We start from the raw sequence: 25,740 nt of genomic DNA, 5'->3' as shown, positions 1-25,740 counted from the left end.
CGTGGGTGTTACATCTTCCTTTGTCCGTCCGGTCGCGCGCCCGCCGTGAGCCGCGCCTCCCGTGGCGGGGAGGCGCGGCGACGGCCGGCCCGCGTCAGATCACCAGTGCCGCCATCGGCCAGCGCCGTACCTGATAGGGCGCCCACCAGACGTGGTCGCCGACCTCGATCGCCAGTTCCTCCTGGAGGAGGTCGGCCAGTACGGCCGGTGGGACGGAGGCGGCCGGAGCGCCGTCGGCCAGGGTGGCGATCGCACGCCGGTAGCCCGGGTCGTCGATGGTGAACCGGCGCAGCTGCCCGCGGCGGCGGTCGCGGACCTGGAGGAAGCCGGGCCCTTGGCGGTAGGCGCACTTGCAGAGGTAGAAGCTGTCGCGCCAGTTCCTCAGGGCACCCTCGGCGTCCGGGGGCCCGGACAGGGTGCGGGGAGGGTGGAGATGGCCCAGCGGTACCCATGCCTCCGGGGCGTCGGCGATACGGGCCTGCCAGTCCACCGCGACGGCCAGGCCGGTGAGCGCGCCGACCAGGCTCAGCGCACGGACGTCCCAGGCGGGATCCGTCGCGCCGGTCAGGTCCACCGGCCGGGGGAGGGCCACCCGCCGGGCGCCGGCGGCGAAGAGCGCGTCCGCGCCGTCGACGACGGGCCCGGAGGGCACCTCCAAGAGGCCCAGCTCCATGCCGGCCACCCGGCACACCGAACGGTCGTGGTCGCGCCAGGCGGTCACCGCGAACGCGGTGGCGGGCGCGGCTTCGGTGCTCGTGGTCATCGTCCTCCTCCGGACAGGTGCCCGCCCGCCGTCACGCGGGCGCCGACTCGAGCCGCGCCGCGAGGTCCGCGGCCTCCCGGGCGTCGTTCTCCTTGAGGTAACCGAGGCGCAGCAACTCCTGGTTGACGGAGGCCGGCGCCACGTGCACGTACTGACCACCGTCCTCGTAGACCAGGCCGAGGCTCCGCCAGTGCCGCAGTGTTTGCCGCACCCGGTCCTCCCCCGGATCGCCGGGGCCGGCCGGGGCCCGGTCGGCCCCGGCCCCGGCCGCCGCCCGCAGCTTGCGCGCGGCGGCGGTGACCGTGTGCGGCTGGTCGAGCAGGCGGAACAGCGCCGTCTCCTCGGGGCCGGTCAGCTCCAGGACGGTCCAGTCGAAGGCGCGCCGCCTGCTGACCAGCACGATCCGGTCGCCGAAGTCGCAATGGGTCAGACGGCTGCCCGCGTAGGCCCGCTGCCAGGTGGCGACGGCGGCGTTGAGCCGGTCGACGACCTCGTCGGCGATGCCGCGGGGAGGCACGTCGAAGATGTACGCCAGGTCGAACAACTCCGCCTCGGGCAGGTCGAAGATGAATCGATACTGCTGGGCCGGCCGGAGCTCGGAGAAGCCGAGTCCGGGGTTGTCGAAGTACGGGCTGAACCGCTCGACGGCGATCCGGGCGGACTGGCTCGCGGGTGGATTGAGGTGCTCCAGGGCGGGCATCTGGGCGACGGCGTCGTCGTAGTCCCCGGCCTCCTCGCCGGGGAACCCGTGCAGGTAGTTCCAGGCCACCGTGAGACCGGCCGTGGCGGCGTCGCGCAGCATGCGGACGTTCTGGCAGCCGGTGACGCCCTTGTCCATCAGGGCCAGCACCTTGCTGTTCAGGTTCTCGATCCCGGGCTGGACGTAGACGACCCCCGCCTCGGCGAGGGTCCGCAGTTGATTCAGCCGCATATTGGACTTGATCTCGTACTGGAGCCTGAGGTCGTAGCCGCTCTCCTTCAGCCGGGGGAGCAGCGACTTCAGGTAGTTCATGTCGAGGATGTTGTCGACCACGTACATGTCCAGGACACGGTGTCTGCGGGCCAGTTCCACGATCTCCTCGAAGAAGACGCCCGGGTTCTTGCTGCGGAACTGCATGGAGGAGCCGTTCAGGCCGCAGAACGTGCAGTGGTGCTTCTCCCCCCACCAGCAGCCGCGGGCCCCCTCCACGACGAGCTTGGGCTCGACCCAGGAGCGGGCGCGGGAGGACGCGAGGCGTTCGAAGTAGCCGGTGTAGTCGGGCGGCAGGATCGCCGCGGGCGGCAGCGGCCTGGTGTTCATGGGATTGACGACGGAGCGGCTCAGCCCGTCCCGCCAGCAGATCCCCGGCACACCGGCCGGCTCCTCCTTACGGCCGATCGCGGCCAGCAGGGCCGGGAACGACTCCTCCGCCTCGCCCCGCACCACATGGTCGACAAAGGTGAAGTTGCGGTGGAGCGCCTCGCCCTGCTTGCCGTCGCAGTTCGCGCCGCCCAGGACGGTGACGATGCCGGGGGCGAGCCGTTTGACGTGCCGCGCGGCGGCCAGCGCGGCGGTGTTCTGCTGGAAGGTGGAGGTGAACCCGACGACGTCCGGCGCCAGGTCCACGACGCGCCGGGCGACGTCCAGGACGAACTCCTCGGCCACGGTGTGCAGCATCCGGGCCTGCTCCAGCCGGTCTTCGGAGAGCCTCGCGCGTGTCGCCTCGGTGAACTCCTCGACCCGCCACCCCGGGTCGCCGTACAGGGCCGAGGAGAACACCCAGTCGCCACACCCGAGGAAGTACGAGGCGAGGGAGTAGTACTCGTAGTCGCGAAGCGTGAATCCGGTACGCCCGGTCACCCAGTCGACATAGTCGATGTTGGCGTGCATCACTTCGGCGTGGGAGTCCGGGACACGCTCGTCGACACTGCGTTTGAGGATTCCGAGGGCCAGCGACGGGAGGTCGATGGAGGCCCACGGCATGTTCACCAGGAGTATCTGCACGATCGACCTCTTTCGCGGGTCGTCGGTGGTCCGGGAGACGTGCGACGGCGGGGTGCGGCCGGCGGGCCGCCGAGGCGGAGGGGCGGGCCAGGGTCGCCTGGCCCGCCCCGGTCCGTTTACTCCCTGACGGCGGGGATGGGGATGTCGATGAGGCGCATACCGGTCTGGTACTCGCCGTCCTCGGCCTCCTCGAGTGGATCGTTGTGGATGATGTCCTTCTCCATGTCGTCCCTTTCGCTCGGCGGGCTGAGGTGGTGCCGGGGGATCCGGCCCAGTGCGTAGGGTGCGCCCCGGCCCGCCGTTTTTGAAGGGGTGTCACATGCGAAACGCGTGTGAAGAGTGGAGGAACGGCGTCCATCTTGCCGGGCCGGCCCGGGGCCCGGGCCCGGGTTCACGGCCCGGCCGCGGGTCCACGGCCCGGGCCCGGCTCCCTCATGCCAGCGGGAGCCACATCAGGATGTCGTCGCGGTCGTCACCCTCGCCGACGCGCAGCCCGCCGGGCACCCGGCCGACCTCCTTGAAGCCGTAGCGCGCGTAGAAGTCCTCGGTGCCCTCGCCGCCGCGCACCTCCAGCCGCAGCGCCTCCAGGCCGAGCGAACGGGCGAACGCGATCGTTTCCGTCAGCAGTGCCCCGCCCATGCCGGTGCCCTGGTGCGAGGGATGCATCATGACCAGGACCACCATGGCCCAGTGCCTCATCTTGAAGTCGGAGTTGAGCCTGAGGAACGCCGTGCCGACCAGGCGCCCGTCCGCGCCGCCCTCGTAGGCGCCCAGCATCCGCTGCTCGCCGGAGCCCACGACCTCGGCGACGCGCGCGGTGGCCGAGCGGACGGCCCCGGGGTCGACGGGCGGGACGAACCCGACGGCGCCACCGGCCTCGGAGACCTCGAACCAGAGCCGGAAGAACTCCTCGCGAGCCTCGGGGGTGAGTCGCGGGTCACGGAGAAAGGTAAGTGTCATGCCCGCGATGCAAGCATTACGGACGAGGGGTGCGCAAACCGAGGGCGCCGACGGGGGCGCGGGGCCCGGGGCGGCCGTGGCACGCGGCGGATCCGGGGCAACTGCGGTACGGACGGGACGGGTTGAGGGTTCTTCTGGTCCGGGGTGGCCGCTCTCGGAGCGAGGGGTCAGTCGCCGGCCGGGCGGCCCTGGGAGGCCAGGGTCTGGAGCGCCCCGGCGAGTTGGCCGGGGGCGAGCGGCGGTACGGGCAGCGGGCGGGCGGCCTCGGCCCGCAGGCCGTCCAGGAGCAGGCGGAGGTGACGTCGCCAGGCGCCCGGGGCGACGGTCTCGGAAGCGGGCACGACCCGGCCCAGGGCGGCCAGCGCGAAGAGCAGGTCCTCCACGACGACGTCGCCGCGCAGCGTGCCCTGGTCCTGGGCGCGGTGGATCAGCAGGGAGACCGTGCCGTGGTGATGGGCCTTGAGGGCCTCCAGGGAAGGGATGCCCTGAACGCCGGTGGTCATCAGGTCGTTGGCGCCCCGGTCCTCCGCCAGGCCCGCGAAGATGTACTCGAGGTAGCGGACCAGGCCTTCCCAGGCGTCCTCGGCGTGCCGGGCGTCCTCGCCGCGGCGCAGGGTGTCGGTGAGGCCCTCGCCGAAGACCGCCTCGATGAGCGCGCCCCGGGTGGGGAAGCGCCGGTAGAGAGTGGCGTTGCCGACGCCCGCGCGGCGGGCGATGTCGTCCAGCGGGGCGTCCACGCCCTGCTCGGCGTAGATCTCCCGGGCGGCGGCGACGAGCAGCTCGCGGTTGCGCCGGGCGTCGCGGCGCAGGGGGGCCGGGCGTTCGTTCCCGGCCGGTGACCCGCCGCCCTGTGTGCCGTCGACGCTCATTGCCGTCCCCCGCCCGATGTCGTCCTCGCCCTTGTGAGCAGCACCTTAGCAAGAAAGCGTGGACCACTCCCCGTTTCGTTGCTAGCGTTTCGACCGTCAAACGGGGAGCACTCCCCATTTGACGGGTCGTGGCCTGTCCGGGGTCATGACCGGACGACGAAAGGGCGACAACCCATGTCCACCATGCCCGCGTTCGCGGCCCTCGCCCCGGCAGGCACGGACTTCACCGCCGACCCGTACCCCGTCTACGCCCACCTCCGCGACAAGGGCCCCGTGCACCGGGTGGCCACTGAAGGCGCCGGGGACATCTGGGTGATCCTGGGATACGACGAGGTACGGGCCGCGCTCACCGACGCCCGGCTGAGCAACGACGTACGTCACTCCGCCCGCTGGGCGGACGACGGCGGCCACGCCATCGGCCGCAACATGCTCCAGACCGACCCGCCCCACCACACCCGGCTGCGCAGGATGGTCGCGGGGGAGTTCACCGCCCGCCGCATCGAGGCCCTGCGGCCGCGCGTGCGACAGCTGACCGACGAGCTCCTGGACGCCATCGCCCCGCTGGGCGGCGCCGACCTCGTCGAGTCCTTCGCGCGGCCGCTGCCCATAGCGGTCATCTGCGAGCTGCTCGGAGTGCCGGCGGCGGACCGCGAGGCGTTCCACGAGTGGTCCCACGACATGATCTTCCCGGCGACACCCGAGGCCGGGGCCGCCGCGGCCGGGGCGATGACCGACTACCTCACCGGCCTCCTCCGCGCCAAGGACCGGTCACCCGGCGACGACCTGCTCAGCGCGCTGGTCCGGGCCCGGGACACCGAGGACGGCCGGCTCTCCCCGGAGGAACTCCTCGGCATGGCCTTCCTGCTGCTCGTCGCGGGCCACGAGACCACCGTCAACCTCCTGGCCAACGGCACGTACGCCCTTCTCACGCACCCCGAACAGCTCTCCGCCCTGCGCGCCGGACCGGAGCTCCTCGACGATGCGATCGAGGAGATGCTGAGGTACGAGGGCCCGGTGACCTCCGCGGCGTACCGCTGGGCCACCGAGCCCGTGGAGATCGGCGGCGTGACCGTCCCGGCCGGCGAGGCCGTCCTGATCCTGCTCGGTTCGGCCTCCCGGGACCCGCGCCGCTTCGCCGGACCGGACCGCTTCGACATCCGGCGCCCCCGCACGGGCGGCGGCCACCTCGCCTTCGGCCACGGCGTCCACCACTGCCTGGGCGCCCCGCTGGCCCGCCTGGAGGCGGCGGTCGCCTTCCCCGCCCTGCTCGACCGCTTCCCGGACCTCGCCCTCGCCGTACCCCCGGAGGAGGTCCCCTGGCGCCCGGGCCTGATCCGGGGCCTGTCCCGCCTCCCGGTGCGCTTCCGGCCGCACGGCTGACGGCCGACCGTCCGTTCACGACGGTTCGGGGGAAGACGGGGAGGAACCGGCGCGGAACGAGGGCCGTGCGTCAGACTGACGGCATGGCTGCCGACATCTCGGAACTGGTGGAGTCCCTCGGCCTTCGGCCCCTTCGCGAGGGCGGGTGGTTCCGGGAGACGTGGCGGAGCCCGGCGGAGGCGGTTCCCGACGGGTACGGCGGGGCGCGGGCCTTCGCCACCGGGATCTATTACCTCCTGCACCCCGGCGAGACCTCGCGGTGGCACCGCGTCCGTTCGGACGAGCTGTGGCTGTGGCACGGCGGCGGACCGCTCCGGATGCGGCTGGGAGGGAACGGTCCCGCGCCGCGCGCGGCGGGGGCCGTCGAGGTGACGGTGGGCGGTGCCGTCGCCGAGGGCGAGCGGCCGCAGTTCCTCGTCCCCGGGCGCTGCTGGCAGACGGCCGAACCCGCCGGGGCCGAGCCGGTACTGGTGACGTGCGTGGTCGCCCCGGGCTTCGACTACGCGGACTACGAGGAGATCCCGTCGGAGTGACGGCGGCGCAGGCGCCCTTGACCCGGTGAGGCGCGCGGGCGGGACCGTGCCAGGAGCGGGTGACCGGGGGCGTTCGCTCGGCTGCCCCGGTGCCGAGCGGCCGTGTCCGGCACCGGGCGAGGCGCGGTTACGCGCGAGGGCTCGGAGCGCTCGCCGCCGCGTCACCCCGGAGGTGGGCGAGGAGCTCGTCCCCGCTCTCGTACGGGCGCTCCTCCGGGAGCAGGCGTTTCGCCGCCTCCGGGTCACCGGCGGTCACCAGGGCGTGGATCTCCCGGGCGAGCGGGGTCACGTCCGTGATGGACACGGTCCACTCGTCGGCGTAGCGGCGCGACGCCTCGCCGGCGAGGCCGAGTTGGAGGGAGCGGTGGGGGAGCGCCCGCAGGTTCAGGTCGCGCTCGGGGTCCCACTGCACCCTGGTGGGCGCGGACCTGAGGGCGCTTTTCCACGCGTCGTGGTCGGCGTGCACGGTGCGGTCGTAGTGGGAGAGACAGGCGTTGCCGAGCGCCCAGTCGAATCCGGCGCGGTCGATCTCGACGGCCAGCACGCACTCCTGATCGGCCTTCGTGGCCCAGCCGCAGCGGTACATCATCCACAGGAACGACGGCTTGATCCACGTCATGCGGTCGCGCTTCCAGGCGGCCGGGAAGCGGCCGTCACGGGCCGCGGGGAGGCCGAGCCGGGGTGAATACGCCTGGTAGACGGTGATCGTGGTGGGGGTGTGGGTCGCGCGGATACGGCGGTAAGGCTCTTGCATAGGCGTGAGTATCAGCCGTCCGGGCGAGCGGGGGAAAGCGAATTACACGAGGTGGGAGAGGGCGCGGCTCCTTCGCTCCTTCGCTCCTCCTATCCTTCGCTCCTCCTCTCCTTCGCCGACGCCGGGCGTCGGACGCTTCCGCCGGACGGGCCCGCGGGCTCCACCGAACGGGTGGATTGCGATGGGCTTGTCGGGCAACAGGCTTTACCTACGGCCGGGCGGCCCCCTGAATCGGGAGTGAAGGACGGTGCACACGGCGAGGAGCGCCCCGGTCCCCGCGGGCCCGCCCTCACGACCCCGCCGGGAGGCGACGACCATGGACGCGCACGACGAGAGCCGAGCCCACCGCCCCACCTTCCTCAACCGCCCTCCCTTCCTCAACCGTTCCGTCCGCCGCGGACGTTCCGGTGTGCTGCCGGGCGCGCTGGCGCTCGCCGCGGCCGCCGCGCTCCTGGGTACGTACGCGGCGGCCGCGCCCGCGTCCGCGACTCCGTCGGCCGCGTCCCCGCCCGCGGCGGACCTGTGCCCGACGGGGAACGTCTGTCTCTACGTCGGCGGCGTCGGCGTCCCCGAGCCGCTCCAGATCCGGCAGTGCCAGAGCCGGAAGTTCGGCACGCCGTTCCGGGCCAGGAAGGTGGAGAACAACACCCGGGTGAGCGCGCAGATCTCGACGGCCGGAGGCGACACGGTCACGGTGCCGCCGGGCCAGGCGGTGAACTTCGCTCCGGACCTGCGGGTCGCTTCGGCGGGGACCTCCTGCTGAGGCCCACCGCCGAAGCCCGGGAAGGGAGCCCGCCCGCCGCCCCGGCCCGCGCGAGCCCCGTCCTGGGGCCGGTGGGCCCGGGTGTCAGGGGCCCGTCACCGGCGCCTGAAGTTCGGTCACCCAGCCGTCGCGGTCGTCCGGGCACTCCAGGCTGATCTCCCGGGGGTGTCCGGCCGGCCTGAACCCGTTCTCGTCGATCCAGAGCGCCAGGGCCTGGGCCGTGGGCAGCACGGTGTCCATCGAGCCGCGGTGCACGATGGTCGCCGCCCGGTCGACGGGCGGCAGGTCGAGCACCCGGAAGGCACCGTCCTGGAGCGGGGCCGCGACCTGGACGGCGGCGTGGACGCTGATCCTGCCCCCGCCCTCCGGGGAGTCCTCGTAGTAGGCGACACCGGGCCCCGTGGGCGTGACACCGGCCGCCTCCAGGCGCCGGAACAGCTCGCCGTAGAGCGGCCCGATGACCGGGCCGATGTCCTCGGGCCCGAAGCTCGCGGCGGTCGCGGTCAGCTCCGCCACCCGGATCGCCGGCAGGCTCTTGACGACGACGTCGTTCGTGGGCATGTGCCCCTCGCTCTCGATCGACCGGAGCCTCGCCTCGACCTGGACCAGCCGCGCCGCCGCGGCGGCCATGGTGGCCTCCAGCTCGGCCCGCCGCAGCCGCAGCATGGCGCGCAGTTCCCCGGTGGTGACCCGCTCGTCCAGGATCCGTCGGACCTGCTGGAGGGTCAGACCGAGGTCCTTCAGCGCGATGACGCGGTTGAGACGGGCGAGCTGGGCGGCCGAGTAATACCGGTAGCCGGTGGCGGGGTCGACATGGGCCGGGCGCAGCAGTCCGACGGCGTCGTAGTGACGCAGCATGCGGACCGATACGCGGCCGTGCCGGGCGAAGTCTCCGATGGTGAACATGACGTCTCCGAGTTCAGCGCCTGACACGGTGTGAGGGTCAACACCCCTTCCCGCCCGGCACGCGACCACCCGCCGGTGGTGCTCCCGGTCCGCCCGGCGGCGCCCACGACCCCGGGTCCGGCGGCGTGCGCACGGCCCGGCGGCCGTTCCGTCGGCTCAGCAGCACTGCCAGGTGAACATGGCCGCCTCGAAGCGGCGTTCGGCGAGGTCCTCCGGGCGTATGAGCCAGTAGAGCGCGCCGCAGTCGCCCCACATCATGTCGGCGGCGTCGTCGCTGTCGAACTGGGCCAGCAGCGTCCAGCCGCGGGCCTCCTCGGCCAGGCGTGGGTCGTCCCAGGCCGTACCGGCGCCGAGGACGCCATGGGCGACCTCGGCCTCGACCGGGTTCTGTACGGGGTCGGCGTGCCCGCCGAGGCGGTGGGCGGCGCCCTCGCCCGCTTCCCCGAGGGCGTCCAGGAACTCCTCCCCGTACACGGGGTGGTCGCTGTGGCCCGTGTGGGCGAACGCCTCCTCGATCAGGGGGTGGTACGGGTCGGGCGCCGTCTCCTCCACCCGGGCGGTGAGCGGCACCATGGGGTACGGGTCGAGCTCCGGAGGCGTCGCCCGCTCGGCGGTCGGCGTCCCGGCCGGGGTGTAGAGCACGCGCGCTCCGGCCCAGCTCTCCCGGTCGTCGGGCAGGACGAGGGCGTCGCCGTCGTCGATCTGGCCGTCGAAGTAGAAGAACGAGAGCGTGCCGTCGGCCGGCAGGGGTATGTCCAGGGCGTCGGACGGGAGCGCCGCGCAGTCCACGGCGGCGACGAAGGCCAGCGGCCCGTGTCCCTCCCACGTCGGCCACCGGACGTCGGCCGGCAGTTCGGGGACCCCGCCCAGCCGCCCCACCACGGCCTCCGGGCCCTCCGCCGCGGTCAGGCCGACGCTCGGCCGCAGCAGGCCGATCCAGCGCTCGGCCATCTCGGCGGGGAGGAGCTCGCGGGCGATGGCGCGCAGGGGAGTGGTGGCGGGGCCGGTGGCCACGGAGTGCGTTGTCCGGTTCATGGCTCGATCATGCACGCCCCCACTGACAATCCCCGTCCGCCGGTTCCGCCGCGCCTATATTCGTCAGGGTCCACCGGCCCGTGCGGAGCCCGTGGGCGCGCCGGTGAGCCTACGCGAAAGGCGGACCGGCACCCCGTCACCGTCCGGCTCCGGTCGCAACCGGCCGCGCTCCGGCCGGTTATGAGCGGGAGGGCCGGGGCCCTGGTGAGTGTTTCCGCATGATGGATGTAGTGTGCATGTGGTCGACGTCCGGGGAGGGTGTGAGCTGTGACGGATCAGCGTGTGGTGATCGTGACGGGTGGGGGTACCGGTATCGGTGCCGCCACGGCCCGGCTGCTGCGTGCGGCCGGCCACCAGGTGGTCGTCTCGGGCCGCCGGGCCGAGCCGCTGGAGCGGGTGGCGGAGGAGACCGGAGCTCTGGCCCACCCCTCCGACGCCGGTGACCCCGATGCCGTTCAGGAACTCGTCGACGCCACCCTCGCCGCCTACGGGCGCATCGACGGCCTGGTGCTGAACGCCGGGATCGCCCGCCCCGGCGCCGTCGGGGACCTGGCGCCCGAGGTCTGGGAGACGGTGATGCGGACCAACGTCACCGGCCCGTTCCTGCTCCAGCGCGCCGCCCTGCCGCACCTCCTGGAATCCCGGGGCTCCGTCGTCGCCGTCGCCTCCGTCTCGGCGCTGCGCAACGGCACGGCGAACGCCGCCTACGCCACCTCGAAGGCGGCGCTGCTCCAGCTGTGCCGCTCCCTGGCGGTGGACTACGGCTCCCGGGGTCTGCGGGCGAACATCGTGTGCCCGAGCTGGGTCCGCACGGACATGGCCGAAGGCCGGATGGAGCGCTTCGCCCGTGAGGCGGGGCTGGGCGACGGCGGCGCCGACGCCGCCTACGAGGAGGCCACCCGCCTGATTCCGGCCGGTCGCCCCGGGCGGCCCGAGGAAGTGGCCGAGGCGATCGCGTGGCTGCTGTCGCCGGCGGCCTCGTTCGTCAACGGCGCGACGCTCACCGTGGACGGTGGCGTGACGGCGGTGGACCCCGGCATGGCGGCGTTCACCTTCCGCGTCGAGCCACGGGAGCGGGCGGAAGGCTGACCCCGCCGCTCTACCCGCCCCTCTCGCCCCCTTGTCTCCCGTTCCCAGGTGCGCCCACCCCTCGCGGCCCTTGGGAACGGGTGGTTCCGTCACGGTCCTGATCCCCTCCTGACCGTGTCGGGACCTTCCCCCGTGCCAGGAGCGGCTCATCCCCCTGGAGCCTCCTCCTGGCCGGGGGCCCTGCGTGCCCGGGCCCGTCACGAGGCCGGCGGTCGGCGTCCCCTGGGCACGGCAGGACGCCGCTTCCCCGGCGGCACGGTGCCCGCTGAGTAGGGTCTGGCCATGGCATACACATTTCAGGTGACGATCGATTCGGCGCACCCGCACACCCTCGCCGACTGGTGGGCCGACGCGCTCGGCTGGGAAGTCGAGCCGAGCGACGAGGCGTTCATCCGCCGGATGGTCGACGAGGGCCACGCGAGCGAGGACGACACCACCACCCACCACGGCACCCTGGTGTGGAAGGTCGGCGCGGCGATCCGCCACCCCGAAGGGCCCGGCCACGCGCCGCGTGTCCTCTTCCAGCTGGTGGCGGAGCCCAAGACCGTCAAGAACCGGGTCCACCTCGACGTGCGCAGTGGCTCCGACGACCCCCGGACCGTGGTCGAACGGCTGATCGCCAAGGGCGCCACGCACCTCCACGAGGGCAAGCAGGGTCCCTATACCTGGACCACGCTCGCCGACCCGGAGGGCAACGAACTCTGCGTGTCGCGATAAGCCGCGGAGAAGCCATGGCCTCCCGCGTACACATGCGCGGGAGGCCGAGGTGCCAGGGAGCGCGCGACAAGCGTGGTGCCGGCCGCGCCCCGGAGGGCGCGGCCGGCCGGGACTACGCGTCCCGCGCGCCCTCCGGCGAAAGGGCGAACGCTGCGGGCGGAGTGGCGTTTCCGGCGTTGTCGTAGCCGATGGCGCAGTACGTCCACGGACCCTCAACGGCCTTCAAGGATGCGGGAATGCCCAGGTAGAAGCGGTAGCCCGCGGTGTCCGCGCAGTCGGTCGTGGCGCGCGGGCCGTACTTCACCTTGTAGCCGGTGATCTCCCACGGCGCGTACACCGGGGAGACCCGGTACGAGGCGTCCTCGCCCTCCCCGAAGAGCCGGCTGTCGATCGTCGGGGCGATGGTGGGCGCGGTGTTGTCGACCCGGGCGTACGCGTACGCGGGGTGTGCGAGGGAGGCCGCCCAGGCGGCGCCCTTGAGCGTGCCGTCCGGCCCCGCGGCCACGCACAGGACGTAGAGGTTGTCCTTCTTCGGCAGGACCTCCTTGTGGTCCACGCCCGCGCCGGTCAGCCGCCGGGGCTTGGCGTAGCCCTCGGGCCTGGTGCAGTCGACGGCCCCGAAGGGTCCGCTCTTGAAGGCGACATGGGTCCCGTTCCCGGTCGTTCCGGGTGTGACGTGGACGTTCCAGCGGGCAGGTCCGTCGGCGGTCGTGCTCTGTGTGTGCAGGCCGCCGCCGGTGACCTTCGCCTGTTCGCCGCGGTCCAGGCGGCAGCCCTTCTTCCGCAGCCGGAGCCCCTTCGCGTCGAGGCAGGACGCGACGTCGTCGACGGGGGTGACATAGGCGGCGTTGTCCTCGGGGACGATCAGGCCCTTGGCGCCGCCCTCGCAGGGACGGCCGGGGCCGCAGCCCGGATAGCCGGGTGTGGCGATGGTGTTGAGCATTCCGACGAGCCGGCCCGTGTCGTCGGCGGTGGTGACGGCGCCCCCGGACGAGCCGCCGCTGATGCCGAGGCAGTCGGTGCGGGTGGAGCCCTTCCACAGCCAGGTGTTCTCGTGCAGGGCGACGCCCGAGGCCGTGGCCTCGCACCTGGACAGGCGCAGGAACCGCCGGCCGTCCTCGACGCCGTCGGTCGGGGCGTGGGCGGCCCGCAGGGCGGTACCGGCTGCCGGGCGCCCGGTCGCGAGCGTCCGCGGGGTCACGTCCAGCCGGGCGAGGTCCCCGTAGGTGGCCGAGAGCTGGAGGACCGATACGTCGATGTCCTTCATCGTCGCGTAGACGACGCGTTCGACGGAGAACTTCCTGTGCTCCGCGACATTGTCGTGGAAGTAGGCCGGGGTGTAGCTCCAGTCGGCCGGCGCGGCCTTGTCGACGACGACGTCGTTGGTCCCCATGGCGTCGTCGACGCAGTGGCCGTTGCTCAGCACGAGGGCCTTGGCACCGGGGTCCGGCTTGCCGGTCGCGTGGACGAGCGTGGCGGTGCAGGTCGTGCCGCCACCGCCGACCAGACGTCCGGAGGCCCGGAACCGTTGCCCGTCGGGGGACCCGGCGTCGAGCAGCGGCGCGGGCTCCGCGACCACCGCGGCGGGCGAGGCCGGGAGGCCCGCCGCGCGCGGCGGTTGTACCGCCTGAGCCGGAGCGGCTCCCCATATCAGGCCCGTGGCGACGCACCCGGACGCGCATGCCGCCAACGCGGCGCGTATCCGGGTCCGGACGGCACTGTTCACAGCACATCCCTCCTTTTCGGTGAATTCGTGGACGTGCACGTGTGCTTCACGGCGACGCACGCCCCGACCCTGGCAGAAGCCCGGAGGGGCGACGAGACTGCCGATCTTCTTCCGGACGATCACATTCGGTGACGGACGGGAGGTGAGGGCGTGGTGGAGCCGTGGTCGTGCGGTGGGCGGGTGACGCTGCGTCGTACGGCCGTCGGGGCGAGGTCCGCAGGGAAGCTCGTACCGGAGCCTTCAATATCGTCCTGAAACAGCCGCTGTGCCCATGAGATCAAGGGGGAGTCGTCCGTCCGGCCGCTTGTCGGGAAAGCGGTAGAGGTTTCCCACGTTGTTAGGAGGATTGCTCCTTAAGGTGCTGAAGGGACGTGCCCGGGGATGTCCGCCGGTCCGCGGGGTATGCAGCCACTCCGCTGACGGCGTGGACCCAGCCGCCCCCGCCCAGGCGCGTCACCGCGGGCGCCCTGGGGGTGGCGAGCGCGTACCTCCTACGTCCACGCGCGCGCACCGAAACGTGGGAGACACCATGAAGACCGTGCTCATCTCCGGCGCCAGCGTCGCCGGGCTCACCACCGCCTACTGGCTGCGGAGCAAGGGATACGCGCCGACCGTGGTCGAGCGCGCTCCCACGCTACGCCCGGGCGGGCAGGCCCTCGACGTCCGCGGGGTGGCGCTCGGCGTCCTCGACCGGATGGGCCTGCTGGAGGAGGCCAGGCGGGTCCGCACCCGGATGCGTGGGATGACGATGCTCGACGCCGAGGGTAACGAGCTCTGGCGCTCCCATGAGATGACCCTCAGTGGCGGCCGGTTCGACAACGACGACATCGAGCTGCTCCGCGACGATCTCGTCCGGCTGTTGTACGGGCGGACCCGCGACGACGTCGAGTTCGTCTTCGGCGACTCCCTCAGTGCCTTGGAGGAGGACGAGGACGGCGTCCACGCGGCATTCGAGCACGGGGGACCCCGGACGTTCGATCTCGTCGTCGGAGCGGACGGCCTGCACTCCAAGGTGCGGCAGCTGGCCTTCGGCGCGGAGCGGCAGTTCGTCCACCACCTGGGCCGTCACCTCGCGGTCTTCAGCTCCGAGAACTTCCTCGGACTGGACAACTGGCAGGTGTGGATGCGCGACGAGACCGCGCGCTACTGCCTTTACCCGGCCCGCGACAACACCGAGATGCGCGCGACGCTCGGCTTCGCGTCGGAACCCCTCGACTACGACCACCATGACATCGGCCATCAGCAGGCGCTCGTCACCGAGCGGCTGTCCCATCTGCGCTGGGAGACCCCGAAGCTGCTGGCCGCCATGCGGAAGGCACCGGACTTCTTCTTCGACGCGATGGCCCAGGTCCGGATGCGGAGCTGGTCCGTCGGCCGGTCCGTGCTGATCGGGGACGCGGGCTACTGCCCGTCACCGATGTCCGGCCAGGGCACCAGCCTGGCGATGGTGGGCGCCTATGTGCTGGCCGACGAACTCGGCAGGGCGGGAGACGACCACCGCGCCGCGTTCGGCCGCTACGAGAGGCGCATGCGACCCTACGCGGAGCTCAACCAGGCGCTCGCGACGGACCATCACGGCGGGCCGGCACCGGAGGAGTCCCTGGAGCGAGCCAAGAACGCGATCGCGCTCGACGCGTGACGGGGCGCGGGCGCGGACGGGCAGCGGTGCCGCCGACCGGCGTCACCGCTGCCGCGACCTGCGCCACGCCACTTCCTCGGGCGTCGTCGGAGCGGTGATGCTGTACACGTCACCGATCCGCAGATTGCCCGGCGTGAGGAATTCCTCGTGAGCGGCGATGACGCTGAGGGACACCTGCGAATCGGGCTGCCAGTACGCGCGGTAGTTCGGCGCGTTCGACGGGTCCGGGATTTCCAGCAGGGGAGTGCCGCGCCTCTCCAGGAGTCTCCGCAACTTCTCGAACCGCAGCCGTCGGTCGAAGCGTCCGTACCGGTCCCGGATCGACTGGTTGACGATCTTTCCGCCGGAGCCGGCCAGCCGGCGCACCTGAAGGGTGAAGTGGTGGCCCGCCCATGACTGGTCGGCGGACGCGCGGCTCCAGAAGAACTCGACCATTCCGTAATCGCGCCACATGCTGTGCTCGTCGAAGGAGTTCTCGGCGAAGTCCGGGCCCAGGGCCTTGGCGACCTGGTCAGGACTGTCCGTCGGCTTCGCGCCGAGAACGGTGCCGGAGGCCACGACGTCCATGTAGAACGCGAGGGAATAGGGGGTCACGTGCGATTCCTTGAGCAAGAACACCAAGAGGCGGATCGGTCGAGACGGCGCACGCTACATGAGCCTCCGGCGCGCACCAAGTGGATTACGGCAGGGGTTACGGCTTCACCCACCGGCGTCCCGGAAGTGAAGAGTTGTCTTCCGGCGCAACAGATGGAAGCGGATTGCGATTGTCTTCGCGAGAGGAGGGAAATTCCACGGCACACCCGCGCCCGGGTGCCGTCCTCGTGCCGCGTACGGAATTCGGCGGATCCACAGGAAAGGACTCCCCATGTCTCGTTCTCCCGCTCGTGCGATTCTCCGTCTCCTCACCGCGCTCGTGGCCGTGCTGTCGCTGGGAGCACTCATGGCGGGGCCCGCGGCCTCGGCGGCCCCGCCCGCCAAGCCCGCGGCCGAAGCCATCGTGTTGATCCAGGACTTCCAGTTCGACCCCCCGTCGGTGACCATCGCGGTCGGGGACACGGTGCGCTGGACCAACAACGACAGCGCCACGCACACTTCGACCTCGGACAAGGGTGTGTGGGACTCCGGCAACCTCACCACCGGAACCAGCTTCCGCCGCACCTTCCGGACGGCTGGAACGTTCCCGTACCACTGCGCCATTCACCCTTCGATGACCGGCACCGTCACGGTCCGGTAGCCATGGTGTAAGAGCCGCGGCATGCCCGGGAACAGGTATGGCCGCGGCGGAGTTGACCCTGCGACATGTGTACGTCGTGTAAGGAGCAGGATGTTCGCCATATCGCTGGGTGACGACGGTGCCGAGCTGCGACCGCTGGAGCCGTGGAACGCCGGGGAGTACCTCGCCCACATCGACCGTTCCCGGGAGTACATCGGCCGGTTCATCCCGCTCGCGGACCGCGCCGCCGACCTGGCGTCGGCGACGGAGTTCCTCCAGACGTACGCGCGGAAGCAGGCCACCGACACCGGGCGGATCTACGGCATCTGGGTGGACGGCACGCTCGTCGGCGGAGTCCTCTTCCGCACCTTCGACGTCGCGCAGGGGAACTGCGAGGTCGGCTGCTGGCTGGAGGAGACGGCAGTCGGCCGAGGGCTGATAAGCCGCGCCCTCCGGGTGCTCATCGACTGGGCGGTGGACGAGCGCGGGATGCACCGTGTGACGTGGGAGGCGTCGTCCGCCAACACCGCGAGCCTCAATGTCGCCAGGCGGCTCGGGATGGAGCGGGAGGCGGTGCTCCGGGGGAGCGGCCTGTACCGGGGCGTACGTCATGACGCGGAGATCTGGTCGATCCTGGCCCCGGAATGGATCAAGCGGCGGCAAGCGGCTCAGTGATCTTCCCGGAGGGAAGGGACAACCACCCCTCGCCTTGAACGATTGTTCGAGATGAGGGGTGGTTGTTGCGCTTTTGTCCCGATTTGTGGCCCCGGTGGCGGGGTGGTATCGGCTCGACCGGCACCCCCCGGTCGGCCGGAACGGCATGGGGTTAGCATATGAGCGCCAGCTAGCTCGAAAGTTCAGCGCCGCCTAGCTCGAAAGATAAACCTGTGACTGTCAATGACGACTCGTTCACGAACTGGAAGAACCGCGAGGAGATCGCGGAGTCGATGATCCCGATAGTCGGGAAGCTGCACCGCGAGCGGGACGTCACGATCCTGCTCCACAGCCGCTCCCTGGTGAACAAGTCGGTGGTCAGCATCCTCAAGACCCACCGCTTCGCCCGCCAGATCGCCGGTGAGGAGCTCTCGGTCACCGAGACGCTGCCCTTCCTCCAGGCCCTCACCACCCTCGATCTCGGTCCCTCCCAGATCGACATAGGCATGCTGGCCGCGACCTACAAGGCCGACGACCGCGGTCTCTCGGTGGAGGAGTTCACCGCCGAGGCCGTCGCCGGCGCCACGGGTGACAACAAGATCGCGTGCCGCGAGCCGCGCGACGTCGTCCTCTACGGCTTCGGCCGCATCGGCCGCCTCGTCGCCCGCCTGCTGATCGAGAAGTCCGGCTCCGGCAACGGTCTGCGCCTGCGGGCCATCGTCGTCCGCCAGGGCGGTGACCAGGACATCGTCAAGCGCGCCTCCCTGCTGCGCCGCGACTCCATCCACGGTCAGTTCCAGGGCACGATCACGGTCGACGAGGCGGACAGCACGATCACCGCCAACGGCAACGAGATCAAGGTGATCTACGCCAACGACCCGTCCGAGGTCGACTACACGGCGTACGGCATCAAGAACGCCATCCTCATCGACAACACCGGGAAGTGGCGTGACCGCGCCGGTCTGTCGAAGCACCTGCGCCCCGGTATCGACAAGGTCGTCCTTACCGCCCCGGGCAAGGGCGACGTCCCCAACATCGTGCACGGCGTCAACCACGACGTGGTCAAGCCGGACGAGCAGATCCTGTCCTGCGCGTCCTGCACCACCAACGCGATCGTCCCGCCGCTGAAGGCCATGGCGGACGAGTACGGTGTGCTCCGCGGCCACGTGGAGACCGTCCACTCGTTCACCAACGACCAGAACCTGCTGGACAACTACCACAGCTCCGACCGTCGCGGGCGTTCGGCGCCGCTTAACATGGTCATCACGGAGACCGGTGCCGCCTCCGCCGTCGCCAAGGCGCTGCCCGACCTCAAGGCGCCGATCACCGGCAGCTCGATCCGCGTCCCGGTGCCGGACGTCTCGATCGCGATCCTCAGCCTGCGGCTCGGGCGCGAGACCGACCGCGAGGAGGTCCTCGACTACCTCCGCAACGTGTCGCTGACCTCGCCGCTCAAGCGCCAGATCGACTTCACCACCGCCCCGGACGCGGTGTCGAGCGACTTCATCGGCTCGCGCCACGCCTCGATCGTCGACGCAGGCGCCACCAAGGTCGACGGCGACAACGCCATCCTGTACCTGTGGTACGACAACGAGTTCGGCTACTCCTGCCAGGTCATCCGCGTCGTCCAGCACGTCTCCGGGGTGGAGTACCCGACCTATCCGGCGCCGGTGGCCTGAGCCCGTAGATTCGTCCGATCGATCCGATCCGTCCGGTCCGGCGCCCCGGCGGGCGGGGCGGCGGGCGGCGACCGGTCCCTCACCGGACCGTCGCCGTTCGCCGCCCCTCCGTGTTCTCCGGCGCGGGCCGGGGAAGATCTGAAAGGGATCCGCCATGGTGAAGTTCACCGGTGCCGTACCGGTCCTGACCGCCGTCGACGTGCGCGCCGACGTCGCCTTCTGGGTCGGCACCCTCGGTTTCGAGGAAGACTTCGTGGAGGCGGACTTCGCGGGTGTCCGCCGCGGCGACGTCCATCTCTTCATCAGCCGTACGGAGCACCAGATCGTCGCGGACAACACCTCGGCGTGGGTGGAGGTCACGGACGCCGACGAGCTGTTCGCGGAGTGGTCGCGCGTGGTGTCCACCGACTACGCGGACACCTCGGGGCCGGCGATGACCGAGGTGGGGGAATCCCCCGCGGGCCGGGAGTTCGCGGTCCGCGACCCCGCCGGGAACTGCGTCCACTTCGCCACCGGGAGCTGAGACGGCCGGGCGTACCGCCCGGCTCACCCCGCCTCCCCTTCCCGGGGATTCCCCGCCCTCGATCGCCATGTCGTGCGGACCCACCACGCCGCTCGGCGCCGGTGGGGGCACGGCTTACGTAAGGAAGACGTCCGTACCCCCCGTCAGGGCTCACACATGCTTCCGCAGGTGCGCCGTGACCTGCGCTCCCGTCTCCGGGGAAAGGCGCCCCTCCGGTACGTCGAAGCCCAGCTCACGCGCGAGCACGGCGGCGCGCAGGTCGAAGGCGGCCTCCGTGAGATGGGCCAGCGTGTCCACGGCGGCACGGGTTCGGCGCAGGCCGACCGCGAAGACGCCCGCCGCGACGAGCGGGGCCGGCCACCACCAGACGGCGGGCAGCAGACCCAGTACGCCCCAGCCCGCGAGGGTGACCGCCGTGTCGAGCTCCGCGCGGGCGGCCCGTAGCGCGTTCTGCTCGGACTCCTCCAGCACCAGCCACAGCCGTGGCCACGCGAATACGACGTCGAGCCGGTACCAGGCCCAGACCCGGGCACCGACCGCGCCCAGCCGGTCACCCGTCCAAGTGGGGTGGCCCGGAGGCCCCAGCGCGACGGCGTTGCGCCGGGCCGCCAGCGCGTCGATCCGGGCCCGCGCCTCCGCCGGCGGCCGCGCCCCCGAGCCCTCCAGCTCGGCCAGGTACGCCCGGTCGGCCGCCCGCCACCGCTTCGCACGCGCCGCCGTCCGCCGTCGCGCGAGCCGCCGCAGACCGTAGGGCCAGGGGTCGAACCACAGCCGGCCGAGCGCCGCGGCGGCACCCCGGGCCGCCAGCCCGGCGGCGGCCGAAAGCACGGGCAGTACCACGAACGCCAGCACCCACAGGGAGGTACGGCCACCGCCGAGAGGGCCTCCGGGATCCAGCAGGCCGGCCAGCCGGCCGACGTCGGCCCAGTGCGCGTGTCCCAGCCGGTGGGCCGCCACCGCGCCCGCCACGTAGAGCAGCCCCGGCAGGACCAGCACGGCCACCCACCGCTCCACGTACCTGCGGCCCAGCTCCGCCAGCACCGTGTTCATCGCGCCCCCGCTCCTCCAGGGTGTCCGCCGCGCGCGGTCAGGCGAACCGCAACGGCCGGGCGTGGAGGGCGCAGACCGGCAGGTCGTCGCCCGGACGTGGCCGCTCCGCCCGGCGGCAGGCGCCGGCCGGGCAGCGGTAGCGGCCCAGCGCCACATGCCCGGCGCGGTCGCCACCGGGCAGGGACACCAGACCGGCCTGCTCGCCGCCCGCCGGCGCGGCACGGGTCGTCGAGGACTCCAGCAGACGCAGCAGCCCCAGGGCCCGCAGCCGGTCGGTCACCGGCTCCCCGCGCCGCGCCGCCGCCAGGACCTCCTCCAGGCCGTCGCCGTCGCCGGTCTCCTCGGCGACCGCCCGCAGCCCGGGGAGTTCCCGGCACAGCACGCCCAGCAGCTCCGAGGTCTCCACAATCCGCCCCCTCCACGACGAAGTTGATGGAGCATCATGTCATGTGGGGGTTACGGGACAAGACCGCGGGGGCGGAAGATGCGGATCGGGACTGATGGGGTCGAGCCGGACCGGGCCGAGCCGGACTGGGCCGAGACCGAGCGGCTCGCCGTCCGCCTGGGCGAACGGCTCGGCGCCTTCTGGAACGAAGGCGACCGGGAGGCGGTGACGGCCCCGGACGCCCTGGCCGAGGCCACCGCGCTGCGGATGAGCGTCCTCCGCGTCCCGGACGAGCCGGACGAGCCGGGGGAGACGCAGGAGGAGGCGGCAGGGCCCCACCAGCCCCTCTACGTCCTCGACCAGTCCGTCCTCTACGTGGTCGCCTGCCTGCACTACGCCCGCTGCGTGGCCCTGGGCCCCGGCACCGACGAGGCCCTGCCCGACGCGCGGATGACGTTCGGGCTGTTCGCCCTGGTCGCCCGGTTCGCACCGGAGGAAGTGCCCGCGGACATCCGGGAAGCCGTCGCCGCGATGGACGTACCCGAATCACAGGACCTGGCCACCCTGTGGGAGCGCGCCCTGGAACTGTTCGGCCGCTGGCAGACCGCGGGCGACGCCGAGGCGCTGGAAGGCGCGACGGCCATATGGCGCGGGCTGCGCGGCGTCCTGCCCGCGTCGCACCCCGTCCGCCCGATGCTGCTCGCCAACCTCTGCGGCGCGCTGCGGAACCGCTGCGCGGCGCTCGGCGACTTCACGGACCTGGAGGAGGCCGTCGACATGGGCCGGCAGGCGGTACGGACCGCCCCCGCCGACGACCCGGACCGCGCGCTGTACCTCTCCAACCTCTCCGCCGCGCTGTTCGTACGGTCCGGTGTCCACGGGATCCCCGCGGACCTGGACGACGCCGTCACCCACGGCACGGCGTCCGTGCGGGCCGCGCGGGAGCCCCACGCCCTCTTCCACTCCAACGCGGGCATGGCGCTCCTGGCCCGGTACGAACGGGACGCCGCCGTGCCGGACCTGGAGGCCGCGGTCGACGCCCTCCGGCACGCCGAACGCCGGTCGGCCCCGGACGACCCCCTGCGGGCGATGTACCTGACGAACCTCGGGCTCGCCCTCGACCAGCGGTTCCTGCGCCTCGGCGACCGGGCCGACCTCGACGCCGCCGTGGACGCGGCGACGCGCGCAGTGACGGTCTGCCCGCCCGGCCACGCGGAACACCGCAGATGCCTGGCCAACCTCAGCGGCGTCCTGCGCTCCCGGGCCGACCGCTCCAGGGCGGCCACCGACCTCGACGCGGCCGTGGACGCGGCGCGGCGGGCCCTGGCCGACACCCCCGGCACCCCCGGCGGCGGGGAGGACCCGCACCGGGACCTGTTCCTCGGGGTCCTGGGAAAGGCCCTGCGGCTGCGGTTCACCCACCTGGGCGCGCGGGCGGACATCGACGAATCCGTGGGCCTCCTCCGGCGGGCCGCACCCGGACCCGGCGACGACAGCGCTTTCACGGCCGTACGCCTGCACGACCTGGGCGGCGCCCTGCTGACCCGCTTCCGCCGCACCGGCGATCCCGCCGACGCAGACGCCGCGGTCGAGGCGGCCCGGCGCAGCGTCCGCGCCACCCCCGTCGCACGGGCGGACCGGGGCGTTCCGCTCAGCCTGCTGGGCGAGGCCCTGCTGGAGCGGGCCCGGTGGACCCGTTCCTCCTCCGACGAGGAGGAGGCGGCCATCGTCCTGGAGGAGGCCCGCGGACTCCTCGCCGGCTTCCAGCCCGTCGCCCTGCGGAAGTGCCTGTCCGAGCTGGGGCGCGCCCGTACCCGCCGCTTCGACCGCACCGCCTCCCTCGCCGACCTGGACGCGGCCCTCGACGCCTACCGGGACGCCGTCAGGCAGAGCCCCGACGACCCGGAGCGGATCATCGACGAGTCGCACATCGGCGGCCTCCTGCTGGAACGGTTCGCGCTCACCGGGGACCAGGACGATCTCACCGAGGCGCTGGACCGGCACCGCCGCGCCGCTCGGTCACTGGTGGGAGGCGAGGACGACCGCAACGCGCCACAGGTGCTGTTCAACCTCGGCCGGGCGCTCCAGGCCGCGTACGAGCAGAACGGCGACCTCGCTCTGCTGGACGAGGCCGTGCGGCGGATGGAGGAAGCCGGACGGTCCACCCGACAGCCCGGCCCGGACCGGGCGATGCGCCTGTCCGGCCTCGGCGCGGTGCTACGGGTCCGGGCCGAACGCCTCGGCACGGACGCCGACCGGGACCGGGCCGTCGAGCTGAGCCGGCAGGCCGTGGACGCCCTGCCCACGGACCACCCGGAGCGCGCCACCTACCTCTCCAACCTCAGCACTACCCTGCTCGCCCGCTACATCCGCTCCGGGGCCCAGCAGGACCTGGAGGAGTCGGTGCGGGCGAGCAGACAGGCGGTCGAGGCCACCCCCGAGTCCGACGCGCCCGAGCGCGTCGTCCACCTGGCCAACCTGGGCATCGCCCTGCGCAGGCGGTACGAGTGGTCGGGCGCGCTCGCCGACCTGGACGAGGCGATCGACGTGGCGGGCGCCGCCGTCCGAGGGCTGCCCGCCGGTCATGTGACCGGTCACCTGCTCCTCACCAACCTCTCCACGGCCCTCACCACCCGGTACGAGCGGACGGGAGACCTCGCCCACCTCGACGAGGCGATCGAGGCGTCCCGCGCCGCGGTCCGGGCCGTACCCGAAGGCCACCCGTCCCGCGTCGTGCACCTGTCCAACCTCGGCAACTCGCTGCGCCAGCGCTACGGGAGCACGCGGCGGCGGGCCGACGTCGACGAGGCCGTCGCATGCCTGCGGCAGGCCGTGGACGGCTGCCCCGAAGGCCACCCGTCCCGGGCCGTGGGACTGTCCAACCTCAGCGGCGCCCTCCTCGCCCGTATCGACGACGGACAACTGCTCGCGCGGGCGACGGAGGCGACGGAGGCGACGGAGGCGGCCGAGGCGGCCGAGGTGAACAAGCCGGCCGAGGCGTCCGGGGCCGCCGACGCCGATGAGGCGGCCATCACCGCGCGGGCCGCGGTCCGCGCCGTGCCCGACGGTCACCCGCAGCGCGCCAAGTACCTGTCCAACCTCGGCGCGGCACTCCTGGTCCGCGCCTCGCTGGGCGGGAGCCTCGGTGACATCGGGATGGCGTTCGACCTGTTCCGCCAGGCCACGGGCATCACCACCGCGCCCGCCCTGGTGAGGTTCCGCGCCGCGCGCGCCTGGGGCAGGACCGCCGCGGGCCTCGGGGACTGGCGGGAGGCGCTGGACGCGCACCGGGCCGCCGTCGCCGAACTGCCCCTGCTCGCCTGGCACGGCCTGGCCCGCGAGGACCGGCTCGACGCGCTCGGCCGCGCGGCGGGACTGGCCGGCGACGCCGCCGCCGTCGCCCTCAACGCCGGCCGCCCGCAGGAAGCGCTGCAACTCCTCGAACAGGGCCGCGGCGTACTCCTGGCACAGGCCCTCGACGCCCGCGACGACATGACGGCGCTGCGGGAACGGGCGCCAGGCCTGGCCGCCCGCGTCCGGGAGGTACGGGCCCTGCTGGACGCCGACGCTCCGGCCGCCTCCCTCCCGGACCCGGCGGAGACCGGGACCGACCCCGCCCGGGCCGTCCGGGAACAGCGCGCCGCGGCGGAACGGCACCGCGAGCTGGCCCGCGAGATGGACGAACTGGTGCGCCGGGCCCGCGAACTGCCCGGAATGGAGGACTTCCTGCGGCTCCCCTCGGTCGAGCGGCTGCGCGAGGCCGCCGGGAACGGGCCGGTCGTGGTCGTCAACACCAGCGCCCTGCGCTGCGACGCGCTCGTCGTCACCCGGGACGGGCTGCGCGCGGTACCGCTGCCGGAGCTCGCGCTGACGGGCCCCGGCGGTCTGGAGGAACGGACCGGGGCCCTGCTCGACGCGCTCGCCTCGGCCGGCGGCTCACCGGCGGAGGCGTGGCGGGCCCAGCGGACGCTGGTCCGTACCCTGGGCTGGCTGTGGGACGCCGTGGCCGAGCCGGTCCTGGCGGAGTTGGGCGAGGTCCCGAAGAACGCGGGGCAGCGGCCGCCCCGCCTGTGGTGGTGCCCCACCGGCCTGCTGGCCCTGCTACCACTGCACGCGGCCGGGCACTACGGCCCCGGGGCCACTGGGAACGACGGGTCCGATGGGGCTGACAGGACTGACAGGACTGACAGGACCGATGGGGTCGGCAGGGCTCGCGCGACCGGCGCGGCGGGCGGCGGGCCGCGGGCGCTGCCGGACCGGTACGTGTGCTCGTACACGACCACGCTGCGCGCCCTCGCCGCGCAGACGGCGTCCGGTAGCGGCCCGGGAGGAGCGTCGCGGGGAGGAGCGTCCGGGCCCGGCGGGGGCGGTGGTACGGGCGGGCCCGGCCGGGCGGGTGCGGGTGAGGGCAGCGGTGCGAACGGGAACGGACGGCCGGACGGCGGCGCCCGCGCGCGCGGCGCCTCCCGGCCCGGCCGGATGCTCGCCGTCGACCAGTCCGACACCCCCGGCCTGCCCCCGCTGCCCCACGCCCGGGCCGAAGTGCGCCTGCTGTCCGGCCGGGTGCCGCGGACCACGATCCTGGCGGGGCGCCGCGCCACCCGGGCGGCGGTGCTGGACGCGCTGCCCGCCCACTCCTTCCTGCACTTCTCCGGCCACGGCGGCCAGAACCCGCAGGACCCGGCCGGCGGCGCCCTGTACTGCCACGACCACGAGCGGTCCGGCCCGCTGACCGTCGCGGACATCTCACGACTGCGCCTGGGCCACGCGCGGCTGGCGTTCCTGTCGGCCTGCGAGACCGCGCGGGGCGCCACCCGGCTGCCCGACGAGGCGGTCCACCTGGCCGGGGCCCTGCAACTGGCGGGGTTCGCCCATGTGGTGGCCGCTCAGTGGGCCGTCGACGACGAGTCCGCGCTGCGAGCGGCGGAGGACTTCTACGCCGGCCTCGCCCCGCCGCGGTCTCCCGGCGGACCGGGGGAGCCCGGCGACCTCGATCCGGACCGCGCCGCGAACGCCCTCCACGGCGCCGTCCAGCGGCTGCGGCAACGGGACGACGACCCGCTGTGGTGGGCGGCCTATGTCCACACCGGCCCGTGAGGAGCGACCGGCGAATTCGCA

22 protein-coding genes are annotated in these 25,740 nt (G+C 73.0%); 11 read left to right on the top strand and 11 right to left on the bottom strand.

The window, feature by feature from the left end; genetic code table 11:
- Window positions 1-94 precede the first annotated feature (94 nt).
- From LUZ64_RS23215 to LUZ64_RS23200, 4 genes are all read right to left on the bottom strand, one after another.
- Complete coding sequence (locus LUZ64_RS23215; protein ID WP_095579777.1) at window positions 95-763, bottom strand: DUF5825 family protein; 669 nt, start codon at window positions 761-763, stop codon at window positions 95-97.
- Window positions 764-794: 31 nt separating this feature from the next.
- The gene (locus tag LUZ64_RS23210; protein ID WP_095579775.1) at window positions 795-2,747 is read right to left on the bottom strand and encodes a RiPP maturation radical SAM C-methyltransferase; all 1,953 of its coding nucleotides are present in this window, start codon (window positions 2,745-2,747) and stop codon (window positions 795-797) included.
- Window positions 2,748-3,179: 432 nt separating this feature from the next.
- Window positions 3,180-3,707: a GNAT family N-acetyltransferase gene (locus tag LUZ64_RS23205; RefSeq protein ID WP_095579773.1), complete on the bottom strand. Its 528-nt coding sequence runs from the start codon at window positions 3,705-3,707 to the stop codon at window positions 3,180-3,182.
- 167 nt (window positions 3,708-3,874) lie between these two features.
- A complete protein-coding gene (locus LUZ64_RS23200) occupies window positions 3,875-4,576 on the bottom strand; it encodes a TetR/AcrR family transcriptional regulator (RefSeq protein WP_211304960.1) in 702 nt (233 codons plus the stop codon).
- A gap of 183 nt (window positions 4,577-4,759) precedes the next feature.
- On the opposite strand from LUZ64_RS23200, the gene LUZ64_RS23195 reads away from it, so the two are divergent.
- Together LUZ64_RS23195 and LUZ64_RS23190 are read left to right on the top strand one after the other, a co-directional pair.
- Window positions 4,760-5,956 carry a cytochrome P450 family protein gene (locus LUZ64_RS23195; RefSeq protein WP_095579854.1) on the top strand — a complete coding sequence of 399 codons (1,197 nt, stop codon included), beginning with the start codon at window positions 4,760-4,762 and terminating at the stop codon, window positions 5,954-5,956.
- An 83-nt stretch (window positions 5,957-6,039) separates the two neighbouring features.
- A complete protein-coding gene (locus LUZ64_RS23190; protein ID WP_095579771.1) occupies window positions 6,040-6,489 on the top strand; it encodes a cupin domain-containing protein in 450 nt (149 codons plus the stop codon).
- A gap of 127 nt (window positions 6,490-6,616) precedes the next feature.
- Here LUZ64_RS23190 and LUZ64_RS23185 read toward each other — a convergent pair whose 3' ends face one another.
- Window positions 6,617-7,243 (bottom strand): DUF4291 domain-containing protein, encoded by a 627-nt coding sequence (locus tag LUZ64_RS23185; RefSeq protein ID WP_095579769.1) that lies wholly within the window; start codon window positions 7,241-7,243, stop codon window positions 6,617-6,619.
- Between the two features lie 316 nt (window positions 7,244-7,559).
- Here LUZ64_RS23185 and LUZ64_RS23180 point away from each other — a divergent pair, with 316 nt between their 5' ends.
- Window positions 7,560-8,006, top strand: a complete 447-nt coding sequence (locus tag LUZ64_RS23180; protein ID WP_095579767.1) for a hypothetical protein — start codon at window positions 7,560-7,562, stop codon at window positions 8,004-8,006.
- Window positions 8,007-8,090: 84 nt separating this feature from the next.
- On the opposite strand, the gene LUZ64_RS23175 is transcribed toward LUZ64_RS23180, so the two are convergent.
- Together LUZ64_RS23175 and LUZ64_RS23170 are read right to left on the bottom strand one after the other, a co-directional pair.
- Entirely contained in the window at window positions 8,091-8,912 is an 822-nt protein-coding gene (locus tag LUZ64_RS23175; protein WP_095579765.1) for a MerR family transcriptional regulator, read from the bottom strand.
- Between the two features lie 156 nt (window positions 8,913-9,068).
- On the bottom strand, window positions 9,069-9,947 hold the full coding sequence (locus LUZ64_RS23170; RefSeq protein WP_095579763.1) for a YwqG family protein: 879 nt from the start codon (window positions 9,945-9,947) through the stop codon (window positions 9,069-9,071).
- A 267-nt stretch (window positions 9,948-10,214) separates the two neighbouring features.
- Between LUZ64_RS23170 and LUZ64_RS23165 the strand changes: the two genes are divergently transcribed.
- Together LUZ64_RS23165 and LUZ64_RS23160 are read left to right on the top strand one after the other, a co-directional pair.
- Complete coding sequence (locus LUZ64_RS23165) at window positions 10,215-11,036, top strand: SDR family NAD(P)-dependent oxidoreductase (RefSeq protein ID WP_095579761.1); 822 nt, start codon at window positions 10,215-10,217, stop codon at window positions 11,034-11,036.
- A gap of 282 nt (window positions 11,037-11,318) precedes the next feature.
- Window positions 11,319-11,753 carry a VOC family protein gene (locus tag LUZ64_RS23160; protein ID WP_095579759.1) on the top strand — a complete coding sequence of 145 codons (435 nt, stop codon included), beginning with the start codon at window positions 11,319-11,321 and terminating at the stop codon, window positions 11,751-11,753.
- A gap of 112 nt (window positions 11,754-11,865) precedes the next feature.
- Here the strand turns inward: LUZ64_RS23160 and LUZ64_RS23155 are convergent, their stop codons facing one another.
- Window positions 11,866-13,479, bottom strand: a complete 1,614-nt coding sequence (locus tag LUZ64_RS23155; RefSeq protein ID WP_170116693.1) for a trypsin-like peptidase domain-containing protein — start codon at window positions 13,477-13,479, stop codon at window positions 11,866-11,868.
- A 529-nt stretch (window positions 13,480-14,008) separates the two neighbouring features.
- Between LUZ64_RS23155 and LUZ64_RS23150 the strand changes: the two genes are divergently transcribed.
- The gene (locus LUZ64_RS23150) at window positions 14,009-15,118 is read left to right on the top strand and encodes an FAD-dependent monooxygenase (protein ID WP_095579755.1); all 1,110 of its coding nucleotides are present in this window, start codon (window positions 14,009-14,011) and stop codon (window positions 15,116-15,118) included.
- 42 nt (window positions 15,119-15,160) lie between these two features.
- On the opposite strand, the gene LUZ64_RS23145 is transcribed toward LUZ64_RS23150, so the two are convergent.
- The gene (locus LUZ64_RS23145) at window positions 15,161-15,712 is read right to left on the bottom strand and encodes a hypothetical protein (protein WP_095579753.1); all 552 of its coding nucleotides are present in this window, start codon (window positions 15,710-15,712) and stop codon (window positions 15,161-15,163) included.
- A 271-nt stretch (window positions 15,713-15,983) separates the two neighbouring features.
- Here LUZ64_RS23145 and LUZ64_RS23140 point away from each other — a divergent pair, with 271 nt between their 5' ends.
- From LUZ64_RS23140 to LUZ64_RS23125, 4 genes are all read left to right on the top strand, one after another.
- On the top strand, window positions 15,984-16,352 hold the full coding sequence (locus tag LUZ64_RS23140; RefSeq protein WP_232390338.1) for a cupredoxin domain-containing protein: 369 nt from the start codon (window positions 15,984-15,986) through the stop codon (window positions 16,350-16,352).
- Window positions 16,353-16,442: 90 nt separating this feature from the next.
- Window positions 16,443-17,006 (top strand): GNAT family N-acetyltransferase, encoded by a 564-nt coding sequence (locus LUZ64_RS23135; RefSeq protein ID WP_095579749.1) that lies wholly within the window; start codon window positions 16,443-16,445, stop codon window positions 17,004-17,006.
- Between the two features lie 212 nt (window positions 17,007-17,218).
- Window positions 17,219-18,664 carry a glyceraldehyde-3-phosphate dehydrogenase gene (locus tag LUZ64_RS23130; protein WP_095579747.1) on the top strand — a complete coding sequence of 482 codons (1,446 nt, stop codon included), beginning with the start codon at window positions 17,219-17,221 and terminating at the stop codon, window positions 18,662-18,664.
- A 154-nt stretch (window positions 18,665-18,818) separates the two neighbouring features.
- Window positions 18,819-19,187: a bleomycin resistance protein gene (locus tag LUZ64_RS23125; protein WP_095579745.1), complete on the top strand. Its 369-nt coding sequence runs from the start codon at window positions 18,819-18,821 to the stop codon at window positions 19,185-19,187.
- 150 nt (window positions 19,188-19,337) lie between these two features.
- Here the strand turns inward: LUZ64_RS23125 and LUZ64_RS23120 are convergent, their stop codons facing one another.
- On the bottom strand, window positions 19,338-20,237 hold the full coding sequence (locus LUZ64_RS23120; protein WP_095579743.1) for a hypothetical protein: 900 nt from the start codon (window positions 20,235-20,237) through the stop codon (window positions 19,338-19,340).
- A 37-nt stretch (window positions 20,238-20,274) separates the two neighbouring features.
- Window positions 20,275-20,643, bottom strand: a complete 369-nt coding sequence (locus tag LUZ64_RS23115; RefSeq protein WP_095579741.1) for a hypothetical protein — start codon at window positions 20,641-20,643, stop codon at window positions 20,275-20,277.
- A gap of 78 nt (window positions 20,644-20,721) precedes the next feature.
- Between LUZ64_RS23115 and LUZ64_RS23110 the strand changes: the two genes are divergently transcribed.
- Entirely contained in the window at window positions 20,722-25,719 is a 4,998-nt protein-coding gene (locus tag LUZ64_RS23110) for a CHAT domain-containing protein (protein ID WP_095579739.1), read from the top strand.
- Window positions 25,720-25,740 lie beyond the last annotated feature (21 nt).

Source organism: Streptomyces albireticuli, from assembly GCF_021228125.1.
Lineage (GTDB): Bacteria > Actinomycetota > Actinomycetes > Streptomycetales > Streptomycetaceae > Streptomyces > Streptomyces albireticuli.
This window is presented reverse-complemented; position numbering and strand designations above follow the sequence as displayed.